The sequence below is a fragment of the Rubrimonas cliftonensis genome, from assembly GCF_900107585.1.
GTDB lineage: Bacteria > Pseudomonadota > Alphaproteobacteria > Rhodobacterales > Rhodobacteraceae > Rubrimonas > Rubrimonas cliftonensis.
The window spans coordinates 1-11,443 of the sequence record NZ_FNQM01000043.1; the positions used below are offsets into that span (position 1 = coordinate 1).

Sequence of the window (11,443 nt, forward strand, 5' to 3'; positions counted from 1 at the left end):
ACGTCCGGCGCCGACGCCGCCGTGTGCTGGCCCTTCGACGGCAAGGACGGGCCGATGGGCCGCCCGCCGGAGGAGACCTGCTTCGGCGCCAAGCGCCTGTGCAGCGCGGTTACGGGGCTTCACGGCGAGAACCTCGTATTGGCCGGGCTGCGCGACGGGGCCGTGCTGGCCGGGCGCATCGGCGCCGACGGCGACGCGGTGGTGAAGGGTTCCGGCGGCGCCGCGGTCACCGCGCTCGCTCTGACGCCGGAGGGCTGGCTCTTCATAGGCTGCGAGGACGGCCTGTCACTCTGGCTGCGGCTCGGCGGATGATCGGCGGGCTCTTTGGGCGCCGCCGCGCCTCGCCGAACGCGGCTTCGGTCAAGGCGTGGGTCGAGGCGCGCTTCGCGCTCGGCCCCGACGACGTGGTGTCGATCGCGGAACTCGCCTGCCGCGACGACGGCTGCCCCGATCTCGAGACGGTGGTGACGGTCATGCACGGTGGCGGTGGCGCCGCCAAGTGGCGCATCGAGAAGCCGCTCGCGGCCGTGACTCAAGCGGACATCGCCGCGCTGGGGGATGAGGATGACTGAAGCGACCCTCGACTGGCGCATCGACGGCGAGAAGCTGCGGCTTGGCCTCACTCGACGCGGCGACGGGCCGCTCGCCCTGCTGCTCCCCGCCCTGTCGTCGATCTCGACCCGGGCCGAGATGGGGCCGCTGGCCGAACGGCTGGCGCCGCGGTTCCAGACACTCGCGGTGGACTGGCCCGGCTTCGGCGATCTGCCGCGCCCACGACGCGCGTGGAGCCGCGCCGACATGGCGGCCTTCCTCGCGCATTTGCTTGCCGAGGTCGCGCCGCGCCCGGCGCTCGTGGTCGCGGCGGGCCATGCGGCCGGCTACCTGCTCGCCCACCCCGACCGCGACGCCTTCGACCGCGCTGCGCTGATCGCGCCGACATGGCGCGGACCGCTGCCGACGATGCTGGCGCGCCGGCCCGATTGGCTCGCCCGCGTGCGCGCGGCGGTCGACGCGCCGGTGATCGGCCCGATGCTCTACGCGCTGAACCTGTCGCGCCCGGTGATCCGCCGCATGGCGCGCGGGCATGTCTATGCCGACCCCGCCTTCCTCGCGCCGGACCGCTTCCCCGCCAAGCTCGCCGTCGCCGATGCGCCCGGCGCCCGTTTCGCCTCGGTGCGTTTCGTCACCGGCGCGCTCGACCCCTTCGACGACGGCGCGACTTTCAGGGCCGCCGGCGCCGCGCTCGGCGCGCGGCTGACACTGGTCTGGGGCGCGGAGACGCCCGGGAAGTCGCGCGCGGAAATGGGGGCGCTCGCCGACGCCGCAGGCGTGACGCCGACCATCGTCGCCGGCGCCAAGCTCGGCGTGCATGAGGAGCGGCCGAACGAGACCGCAACCGCGATCCTGGAAGGGTGATGAACGCTGAGATACCCCACACGCGCCGTCCGGATCGACAAGCCGCGGGGCACTACCCGCACGCCATGTGCCGAGAAAGCTTAGGCTGATCGGCCAGGTCAAGGCATTTCGATAGTCCTTTGGCACAAGGTCGTTGGCGAAAATCAGAGGAAAGGCCACCTACCTGCTGTGCACGAAGCAAACTTGACTTCGGCGCCGGAATGCGGCGTCAACAGCGTCGCGGTTTTGGCCGTTCGCGCCCGCCTTGGCCGCGGCGCTAGGGTGTCCATCGCGCCTCACGCCAGCCCCGCGCGACATGCACTGCGGAGGACAGTCGTGAGCTGGCGGCGGCACAGTCTAGGACGAACTGCGCCTGCAGTTCGTCGCCGCGGCCCCGCCAGTCGAAGCCGCGCGCGCCAAAATCGGTGTGCTCCGCACAGGGTCCGCGGATGAGCATCGAGGTCCGCGTCGCAGTCGGCCTTGCGCGCGTCCGCGTCTCAGCCTGTGGTGACGGCCCGACCGAAGAATCACGCGCCTTCCCGCGGGGGGGCGCATCATCGGTTGGCGCAGCCTGCCTCGGACTTCGGACGGAGCCGCGGGTTGATCGTGCGGCCCTGATCACGTGCTTGCGAAAGGACTATCACAAAACTGATTCAAATCATCGGATACACTCGGTGCGAAGATGTCAGGCCAGCCATCCAGGGAGCGAGCCGTGAAGGACTTCGAGAAGGACTATCCCGATTACACCGAGGCGATGGGGTACGAGCATGGCGACGAGCCGCCGTGCAACCTGTCGGCCAACCGGAATTTCTACGAGGTGATGGAGGCCCGCGTCGCACGTCGCGGCTTTCTGATGGGGGGCCTCGCCAGCATCGCCACGGGGCTGATCGGCGGCGGTCTGTCGGGCAAGGCGGCGCTGGCGAGCAGCACCTCGCCGCTGATCGGCTTCGCGCCGGTGCCGGTGAGCTTCGAGGACAAGGTCGTGCTGCCCGAGGGCTACACGTTCCAGGTGCTTGGCGCGGCGGGCGCACCGATCTCCGGCGACATGCCGGCCTTCCGCTCCGGCGCGAACTCCGGCGACGAGCAGGAGCATCAGGTCGGCCAGCACCATGACGGGATGCACTTCTTCCCGATCGACGGCTCCTCCGAAGATGGCCTGCTGGTGGTGAACCACGAATACATCGAGCCGCGTTTCCTGCACGCCGAGAAGCCGGGCTACAAGGGCCAGCCGATCGGCGACAGCGACGTGGTCTACGACGCCGACGGCAAGCGCGACGACGACGAGGTGCGCATGGAGATCGCTGCGCACGGCGTGTCGGTCTACCGCACCGCGAAGCAGGCCGACGGGAGCTGGGCCATCGTGGCCGACCCGCGCAACCGCCGCATCACCGCCAACACGCCGATGGAGATCGCCGGCCCGGTCCGCGGCTCGGCCCATGTGCGCACCAAGTACAGCCCCGACGGCACGAATACCCGCGGCACCGTGAACAACTGCGCCCATGGCTACACGCCGTGGAACACCTACCTCGCCGCCGAGGAGAACTGGGCCGGCTACTTCGCTAACACCACCCAGCTTGACCAGAAGCCCGACCTGCCGCGCGAGCACGCACGCTACGGCGTGTCGACAAACCCGCAGGGCGGCCGCTACGGCTGGCACCTCGCGAAGTCGGGCGCCGACGAGTTCGTGCGCTGGGACGCGACCACCCGCGGCGCCTCGGCGACCGAGGACTATCGCAACGAGCCCAACAGCTACGGCTGGATGGTCGAAATCGACCCGTTCAACCCCGACGCCGCCCCGGTCAAGCGCACCCATCTGGGCCGCTTCGCCCATGAGGGCGTAGTGTTCGCGCCCGCCGTCGAGGGCGCGCCGGTGGTGTGCTACTCGGGCGACGACTCGCGCTTCGAGTACATCTACAAGTTCGTCTCCGACGCGCCCTATGTCGCCGGCGAGACCGACGGCTCGATCCTCGACAGCGGCACGCTTTACGTCGCGCGCTTCAACGACGACGGCGCCGGCGAGTGGCTGGCGCTGACGCCCGGCCGCAACGGCCTGACGCCGGCCAACGGCTTCGCCGATCTCGCCGACATCCTCGTCAACACGCGCCTCGCCGCCGACCACGTCGGCGCGACCAAGATGGACCGGCCCGAGTGGGGCACTATCGATCCGCGCACTGGCGACGTCTACTTCGCGCTCACCAACAACTCGCGCCGCACGCAGGCGCAGGTCGATGCCGTCAACCCGCGGGCCGAGAACAATTTCGGGCAGATTGTGCGCTGGAACTACGAGGGCAACGACCACACCCGGTCCAGCTTCGGCTGGGACCTGTTCGTCATCGCCGGCACGGGGCGCAGCTCGGTGGCGCCCGCGGGCGGGTCGCTGAACGACGACAACATCTTCGCCTGCCCCGACGGCCTGTGGTGCGACGAGAACGGCCGGCTTTGGATCCAGACCGACATGGGCGACATCGGCCCCGACTACTCGGGTCCGCTGAAGGACTTCGGCATGAACGGCATGCTGATCGCCGACGTCGAGACCGGCGAGATCAAGCGGTTCCTCACCGGCCCCTGGGGGCAGGAGACGACCGGTGTGGTGAGCACGCCTGACGGCCGCACACTGTTCGTGAACTTCCAGCACCCGGGCGCGCACGCCTCGCCGGAGGACTTCGCGGCGGGCAACTTCGGCTCGGGCTTCCCGGACTATGACGGCGCGACGGTGCCGCGCTCCGCGACCATCGTGATCACCAAGGCCGACGGCGGCATGGTCGGGTCCTGACTGCTCCTCGAATCCTGCGACGGGGCGCACGGCCTTAATGCGATCCGTCCCGTGGAGCAGGCCACAAGCAACGGCTCCTGGCGTAAGCCCGGAGCCACAAATGGATGACGGCGCCCCTTTCGGCGCTCCGACCCTTCCCGGGGCGCATGCCGGTGGCTTAGCCATCGTGATACGTGTGCGGCAATCAAGGCGTTAGACCAACCGCTCCTCCCGGATGTGACGGAGGCGCGGGTCACTGTGCCCTGATCAACGAGATTCTGATGTAAATATTTTCTGGAATAACAACGTTGGTATTGTGCTGTTTTTCGTGAGACTGTGCCTTTAATCGCGAGAGTTTGCCATTAAATGTGAAGCGACTTGACAAAATGACCGACATTCCAATTTTAGCTTCACGGCGGTGAGAACGGCGGCCACGGCGCGGCGCAAAACCAGGCCAGTGGCGGGGCGTCGAGCGCCATGTCCCGCGCGCTTATCACATAGCTGGCGTGGGCCATGGCGCTCGGCCCGCCGAAACTATGGCGCGTGATCGGGGCGGTGGCTACGGCGCGGCTCCCGCCCAAGGTCGGCCCGAAGCGATCCACGATCGCCCTCCACCGTCAGAGCCGACCGACAGCAATCTTCCAGCCATTCGACCATGGCTGTCCGCGCGTCACATAGTCCATGGGTATCGGCGCTGCAGCAAGCTTCCCGCAGATCGCCCAGACCGGTAAGCGCACCCGGGCGCGGCGCTGGAGGCGTCATGGCTGTCCATGCGCGAGCGCGGCGGTATAGAACACGGCCGCCGGTGCATAAACCTCGGGCAGATCGAGCCTAGGAAGCGTCTCGCGCCGCAACGCCGGCGCGCCGGGCAACAGATGGGTGTGACACCCGACAGGCGGGCGCTCGCCCGGCGCCGGGATCGGCGCCGAGACGTCGGCGCGGGCAAGAGTGGTTTCAACCAAGCGGACGGGGCTCGCGGCAACCAACGCGGCCCCCGCCTCCCTCAGCATCGTCGGAAGGTCGGCCCCGAGCAGGGTGCGGAGCCGGGCGATCAAGGTAGCGTCATCGGTGCGGACAAGGCTCGAGAGCCGATCGGGCGGCGCGGCCCATATCGCCGCGTGGTCCGCCTCCTGCGCATCGCCCCAGCCACCGATCTCCGCCCGTGTCCGCCCGCAGCCGAGGCGCCAGCCGTCGGCGGGGTCGTAGGCGCAGACGCCGGTGCAGAATCTGGTGATGGCAGTCTCGGTCATTGCGCCGGTCCATCCTCGCCGCGCAGCCGCTGCTTGCGGCCGGTCGGCTCGTAGCGGAGCGCATCGACCGGCTGGCCGCCGAGCACATGCCCGCGCAGCACGGCGTCAGTGCCCGTCTCGTCGAGGCCGCCATAGGTGGCGCCGTCGGGCCACACCTGCATCACCGGCGCGAGCGCACAGGGACCGAGGCAGGTGGTGCGGCACGACATCATGCCCGCCCCCTCCTGCCGCAACTTCCATTCGTCCTGTCGGGCGCGCAGGTGCTGCCAGAGGATGAGTGCTCCCGCCTGGGTGCAGGGGCCGCCCGCGCAAAGCAGCACGCGATGATGTTGGGCGGGCACCAGCGAGCCCTCCGGTTTGGCCGTGTCCACTGACAGCGGTTCAGCCCCGGCCGCCGCGGCGACAAGGCAGTCGAGCAGCCCCGAGGGCGCAGCCGTGTGCGGCGCCCAGCCGGTTCCAAGCCGGATGGATGGCCATGGCGCCGGATCCGTAGCGCGCCAGCGGGCGATCATGCGGCCAAGGCTGTTGCGCAGCGATGGCTCGAAAGGCAGCATCAGAGGCACGATCAGCACTTCGTGGGCGCCCTCGGCGCGCAGGTCCGCCAGCGCAGCACGCACCGAAGGAGCGCCCTGCCCGACGAAGCCGAACGCGACCCGAGCCGCGGGATGCCGCTGCCTGGCCAACGCCGCCCACTGCGCCATCTCTGCAACAGGGGCGGCTGCGACCGCCGCGCGGGCCACTAGGAGGATCCCAGTGGCAGGGGAGGCTTGCGCGCCGTGGCGGAGGCGCCCGGCCAGACGGTTGTCATCCGTGCTCATGGGGACGGGGCTCCTGCTGTTGCATCGTCGAGGGTTGGGTCGTTGAGAACGGTCCATTTGCAGGGAGCTGCCGCCGCTTGGAACGGGAGCGGCAGCGCATCGAGCAGCAGGGCGCGGGTGACGGAGTGGAACGGCCGATCGAGGACCCGGGCTACTGGCCCGGTCTCGACGATCCGCCCGCCATCCAGCACGAGGACCCGGTCGCAGATCTCGCGCACCACGGCGAAGTCATGGGTGATCAGCAGGTAACTCGGCCCGCCGGCTGCATGCAGGTCGCGCAGCATCACGAGCATCCGCGCCTGCACCGACACGTCCAGCGCCGACAGCGGCTCGTCGAGCACCAGCAGCGTCGGGCCGCAAGCGAAGGCGCGGGCCACGCAGAGGCGCTGGCACTGGCCGGTGCTGAGTTCGTGGGGATAGCGCGCCAGAAGATCGGGCGACAGCGTGACCTGACTCAGCAGTGCGTTGAGGCGCATCGTTCGGGCTGCCCTTGGTTCGCGCCCGATCCATGTCTCCAGTGGCTCCGACAGGATGCGCCGCACGGTCCAGCGCGGATTGAGGCTCGACCGCGGGTCCTGGAACACCGCCTGGACGGCGCGGCGAGCCGCGCGTCTGCCAGCGCGGTCGGTGAGGATGGCGTCGCCGTAGCGGATCCGCCCCGCGTCGGGCCGCTCGAGGCCCAGGATGCAGCGCGCGATGGTGCTCTTGCCTGAGCCGGAAGCGCCGACAAGGCCGACGATCTCTCCCGGCGACACCGAGAAGGACACGTCGCGGACGGCGTCGTGTCCCCCATAGCGCTTCGACAGGCCCTCGACCGACAACACGGCTCAAACTTCCGCCAGTTGGGGCCGGCGCCGCTGGCCGGGGATCGCAACCATCAGCGCGCGGGTGTAGGGCTCGCGTGGGGCCGTGAAGACGGCGGCGGTGGCGCCGGTCTCGACGACGCGGCCCTCGCGCAGGATGACGACCCGGTCGGCGACGCGGGCGATCACCCGCAGGTCGTGCGAGACGAACAGCACGCCCAGCCCATAGTGCTCGCCGAGGTCGCGGATAAGGTCGAGGATCCGCCGCTGGGTCGATACGTCGAGCGCCGTGGTGGGTTCATCGGCGATCAGCAGCGCAGGCCGGTTGACGATGGCCATGGCGATGACCACACGCTGGCGCATGCCGCCCGAAAGCTCATGAGGGTAGCGCCCGACCACCGATGCTGGAAGCCCGACCTCGTCCACCACCTCGCGCAGCCGCGCCGCCCGTGCGTTGGGCTGCACCGCGTCATGGGCGGCCATCACCTCGCCGATCTGCTCGCCGATCGTGAGCACCGGGTTGAGCGCCGACAGCGGGTCCTGATTGACGAGCCCCACAGCGGCGCCACGCACCCGGCGCCAGTCGTCCCAGCGCCATGCCGCAGTGTCGCGACCCGACAGCCGCACCGCGCCGCCGGTCAGCGCCAGCGGCGGGCGCGTCAGCCCCATCGCAAGCATGGCCAGCGTGCTCTTGCCCGAGCCGCTCTCGCCGATGAGGCCGACGCATTCGCGCGGACCCACGGTGAAGCGCACCTGGTGCAGGATGCGCCGGCCGCAATAGGGCGAACGGGGATCGACCACATCGACCGTGACGTCCTCGAAGGCCAGCAGCGGTGCTGTGTCGGGGATGGGCGGCGCCGGCGCAGGGGCGGCGACAGGGCGGCGCAAAGCGATCCAGTCGCTCGGCCCGTGCACGGCGCGGCCTTCGGTGCTGTCGCGCGCGATGTCGGCGAAGTAGTTGGCGCTCAGCACCACCAGAAAGATCGCCATGCCTGGGGCCAGAACCAACCACGGCGCGATCTCCATCAGCGCACGGCCTTCGTTCAGCATCGAGCCCCACTCAGGCGTCGGAGGGGCGACGCCGAGACCGAGAAACGACAGAGCCGAGATCGCAAGGATCAGGTTGCCCAGATCGAGCATGGCCAGCACGAGGATCGGCCCGATCAGGTTCAGCGCGACATGCCCGCTCAGGATTCGCCAGACCGGGGTGCCGAGGGTGCGGGCCGCCTGCACATAGCCCTCATTTGCCACCTGCAGGGTGAAAGCGCGGAGGATGCGGGCGTAGGCGGGCCAGGCCACCGCCGAGATCGCGACGATCAGCGAGGTGATGCCGCCGCCCATGAGGGCTGCAACGGCGATGGCCAGCACCAGCCGCGGAAAGGCCAGCAGCACGTCGATCAGCTTGCCGAGCACCAGATCGACCGCCCCGCCGAAATACCCCGCTACAATGCCCACGACGATCCCGATCGCCATGACGAAGACAACCGCGACGACGGCGACCGCCAGCGAGGTGCGCCCGCCGAACAGGAGCCTTGTAAAGACGTCGCGCCCGAAATCGTCGGTGCCGAGCCAATTCTCGGCACTTGGTGGCGTCAGCATCCGCGCGAAATCGGTGGCTGTCGGGTCACTGCGGGTCACCATTGGCGCGAGAACGCACAGCAGCACCAGCGCTCCGACCAGGGCGAGGAGGACACAGCCCAGCGGGTCGCGCCTTAGCGCTGCGCTGAGGTTGCGCGACAGCCGATCAGGCATGGCGACGCACCTCGACGCGGACGCGCGGGTCGAGCACGCGGTAGAGGATGTCGACGACGAAATTCAGCACGATGAACAGCGCCGCCATGAACAGGGTGAACCCCTGGATCACCGGATAGTCGCGCCCGGCGATGGCCTCGATCATGTATCGCCCCACGCCGGGCCAAGCGAACACGGTCTCCACTACCACCGCCCCGCCCAGAAGCCCGCCCAGCACCAGCGAGGAGGCCGTGAGCACCGGGATCAGCGCGGGGCGCAGGGCGTGGCGAAACAGCAGTCGGCTGCGGCTCAGGCCCTTGGCCTCCGCCATCAGCATGAAGGGCTGCGACAGGGTGTCGAGCAGGCTGGCCCGCAACAACCGCGCCGTGGTCGCCGCGATGCCGGCGCCCAGGGTCAGCGCGGGCAGGACGACGCTTTCGGGCCCCTGCCAGCCCATCGACGGCAGCCAGCGCAGCCAGAGGGCAAAGAGGTATACCAACAGCACCCCGAGAAAGAAGTTCGGCAGCGACTCGCCGAGCAGGCTGAGCGCCCGGCTCAGGTGGTCGGCTGACCGCCCAGCATAGAGCGCGCTGACCAGGCCGCAGGGCAGCGCGATGGCCAGCATCACTACAAGCGAGGTTGCCGCCAGCGTCAGCGTGCCGGGAATGCGCGCGGCCAACTCGCCCATGATCGGCTGGCGGCTGCGCAGCGAGGCGCCAAGATTGCCGCGCAGGATCTCGCCCAGCCACTCCAGATACTGCAGCGGGAGCGGACCGGTAAGGCCGAGCTCGGCGCGCAGCGCCTCGATGTCGGCCCTCGACAACTCCGCGCTGCCTGCACCGGGGTCGAGCATCGTCAGCAACACCGCCGTTGCCGGGTCTCCTGGGATCACCCGGAGCAACAGGAAAATGACGACGGTGGCGCCGAGCAGCGCCGCGAGCGCGGCTGCGGCGCGCCTGACGGCATAGGCGAGCATCCCGCCCTCACCGAACCGCTATGAACATGCCGGGCGTGATGTCGCTCGGACGCTCGGGATCGACCCCCCTTACCTGCGCGGCATGGGCATTGGAGAGGACCGAAGCGTTTGACACCCACAAAAGCGCGGTGTCGTCGAACAGGATCTCCTGGATGTCCCGCGCCAGCGCATAGCGCAGTTCCGGGTCGGCTTCGGTGCGCAGCGCCTCGAGCAGCGCGTCGACGTCCGCGTTGGCGTAGCGCTGCCAGTTCTGCACCGACCCCGAATGGTGATACTGCCGCAGCTGGCCGTGCAGGTCGCCTGTGGGCGCCGGGCAGGAGCAGTAGGTCGCGATCTCGAAAGCGCCGTCGAGCATGATCTGGTTCGATGCCGCAGGCTCGACGACCTGCAAAGAGACCCGCACCCCGATGTCGCGCCACTGAGACTCGAGCACCACCGCGATGGTCTGCCACCAGCCATAGGTCAGCACGCGGAACTCCAGCACCTGCCCATCCTTGCGGCGGATGCCGTCCGGCCCCGGTACCCAGCCCATCTCATCCAGGATGGCCCGTGCCTGCGCAGGGTCAAAGCGCTGCGTGCGTTCGATCGCATAGGGGAGGCCCGCGGGAAAATGCGCTGTTGACATCACGGCGAAGGGCGCCATCACCCGGCTCACGATCTCGTCGCGGTTGACGCCGAGACTGAGCGCCTGCCGCATCAGTGGGTCACCGAGAAGCGGATGGGTGTAGTTCATCCACACGTTCCAGGTGCTGCGCGCCCGCTCGGTGATGGTGATGGCGGGGTTGCGCAGATAAAGGCGTCGCTGCTCGAACTGCACATTTGCGTCCATCTCGGCCTGCCCCGACAAGAGCGCGAGATAGCGGGTCTGAGGGTCGACCACGAAGCGGGCCTCGATGCGTTCGAGATGCGGCCGCGGCCCGTGGTGACCATCGAACGGCACACCCGCGATGAGCTCGCCGGGGATGAACTCCACAGGACGGAAGTAGCCGGTCATGTCACCGGTGGTGGCGTAGGCCGCACCGAGGGCGGCGATGGCCGCCACGTTCTCGATCGGCAGCGTGACGAGGCTGAACAGGAAGGCCGGGTTCTCGGTGGGCGTCACGATCTCCAGCGTGTTCGGCCCGGCGGCCACGAACTCGACATCGCGCAACGTGGTGCGGGTGCGCGGGTTCTCGGTCTGATGCCGCCTGAGCGAGGCGGCCACCGCCTCGGCCGTCACCGGCGCCCCGCTCCAGAACCGGGCCTGCGGCTGGAGCTCGACCCGCCAGCGGGTCGGCTCGACCATCGCCCAGTCGGTGGCCAGCGCCCCGATCAGCCGCGTGCCATCGAAGGACTGGTGCACCAGCGGCTCGCCGAAGCCGTTGTTGATCAACCGTTGCGCGTCGATGTTCGTGGGGTCCAGCGAGCGCGGCATGTTGGCGGTGACCAGCCGCAGCACTTGCTGGGCAGGCGGCGCCTTGTCGGCGGCGCTCGCCTGCGGCGCGAGGTGCGGCACAGCAACCAGCAGACAACTCGCCAGGGCGGCCTTCGTCAGCACTCGGCGCAAGAGCCCAAGGCGAGACGAAAGGGCTATCGGGGACAGCATCATGGCGCGGGATCCTTCGGTATCATTTATGTTATAATGTACCCCTCCGTTGAGGGCCGCGGCTAAGCAGCCTTGACGGAGGGGCTTTGTTTGGCGGCCCAGTTCCAAGGCAGCAACTCGTCGAGCTTCGACA

The 11,443-nt window shown here is 69.2% G+C and carries 9 protein-coding genes and 1 pseudogene; 4 read left to right on the forward strand and 6 right to left on the reverse strand.

The features are described 5' to 3' along the window. The 4 genes and pseudogenes from BLW43_RS23815 to BLW43_RS21730 all read left to right on the forward strand — a co-directional run. Positions 1-312: pseudogene (locus BLW43_RS23815) on the forward strand (WD40 repeat domain-containing protein); the annotation flags it as partial. Next, a complete protein-coding gene (locus tag BLW43_RS21720; protein ID WP_093256799.1) occupies positions 309-572 on the forward strand; it encodes a hypothetical protein in 264 nt (87 codons plus the stop codon). The pseudogene BLW43_RS23815 and the gene BLW43_RS21720, both read left to right, overlap by 4 nt. Beyond that, a complete protein-coding gene (locus tag BLW43_RS21725) occupies positions 565-1,416 on the forward strand; it encodes an alpha/beta fold hydrolase (RefSeq protein WP_093256802.1) in 852 nt (283 codons plus the stop codon). The genes BLW43_RS21720 and BLW43_RS21725 overlap by 8 nt, the downstream gene beginning before the upstream one ends. 691 nt (positions 1,417-2,107) lie before the next feature. After that, positions 2,108-4,168 carry a PhoX family protein gene (locus BLW43_RS21730; protein WP_217632281.1) on the forward strand — a complete coding sequence of 687 codons (2,061 nt, stop codon included), beginning with the start codon at positions 2,108-2,110 and terminating at the stop codon, positions 4,166-4,168. A 737-nt stretch (positions 4,169-4,905) separates the two neighbouring features. Here BLW43_RS21730 and BLW43_RS21735 read toward each other — a convergent pair. From BLW43_RS21735 to BLW43_RS21760, 6 genes are read right to left on the reverse strand one after another with little or no spacing between them, the layout of a single operon-like run. After that, complete coding sequence (locus tag BLW43_RS21735; protein ID WP_093256807.1) at positions 4,906-5,397, reverse strand: DUF1289 domain-containing protein; 492 nt, start codon at positions 5,395-5,397, stop codon at positions 4,906-4,908. After that, entirely contained in the window at positions 5,394-6,215 is an 822-nt protein-coding gene (locus BLW43_RS21740) for a (2Fe-2S) ferredoxin domain-containing protein (RefSeq protein ID WP_217632282.1), read from the reverse strand. The genes BLW43_RS21735 and BLW43_RS21740 overlap by 4 nt, the downstream gene beginning before the upstream one ends. After that, positions 6,212-7,039 (reverse strand): ABC transporter ATP-binding protein, encoded by an 828-nt coding sequence (locus BLW43_RS21745; protein ID WP_093256809.1) that lies wholly within the window; start codon positions 7,037-7,039, stop codon positions 6,212-6,214. The genes BLW43_RS21740 and BLW43_RS21745 overlap by 4 nt, the downstream gene beginning before the upstream one ends. 3 nt (positions 7,040-7,042) lie before the next feature. Then, positions 7,043-8,770 (reverse strand): dipeptide/oligopeptide/nickel ABC transporter permease/ATP-binding protein, encoded by a 1,728-nt coding sequence (locus BLW43_RS21750; RefSeq protein ID WP_093256812.1) that lies wholly within the window; start codon positions 8,768-8,770, stop codon positions 7,043-7,045. Then, positions 8,763-9,725: a nickel ABC transporter permease gene (gene nikB, locus BLW43_RS21755; protein WP_093256816.1), complete on the reverse strand. Its 963-nt coding sequence runs from the start codon at positions 9,723-9,725 to the stop codon at positions 8,763-8,765. The genes BLW43_RS21750 and nikB overlap by 8 nt, the downstream gene beginning before the upstream one ends. 7 nt (positions 9,726-9,732) lie before the next feature. Further along, positions 9,733-11,262, reverse strand: coding sequence for an ABC transporter substrate-binding protein (locus BLW43_RS21760; RefSeq protein WP_175479056.1), 1,530 nt, complete (start codon positions 11,260-11,262; stop codon positions 9,733-9,735). Positions 11,263-11,443: the final 181 nt, after the last annotated feature.

What these genes read in the sequence shown, in the direction of transcription:
- BLW43_RS21720 (WP_093256799.1), top strand. Translation starts at nt 309, where the DNA reads ATGATCGGCGGGCTCTTTGGGCGCCGCCGCGCCTCGCCGAACGCGGCT.
- BLW43_RS21725 (WP_093256802.1), top strand. Translation starts at nt 565, where the DNA reads ATGACTGAAGCGACCCTCGACTGGCGCATCGACGGCGAGAAGCTGCGG.
- BLW43_RS21735 (WP_093256807.1), bottom strand. Translation starts at nt 5,397, where the DNA reads ATGACCGAGACTGCCATCACCAGATTCTGCACCGGCGTCTGCGCCTAC.
- BLW43_RS21740 (WP_217632282.1), bottom strand. Translation starts at nt 6,215, where the DNA reads ATGAGCACGGATGACAACCGTCTGGCCGGGCGCCTCCGCCACGGCGCG.
- BLW43_RS21750 (WP_093256812.1), bottom strand. Translation starts at nt 8,770, where the DNA reads ATGCCTGATCGGCTGTCGCGCAACCTCAGCGCAGCGCTAAGGCGCGAC.
- nikB (WP_093256816.1), bottom strand. Translation starts at nt 9,725, where the DNA reads ATGCTCGCCTATGCCGTCAGGCGCGCCGCAGCCGCGCTCGCGGCGCTG.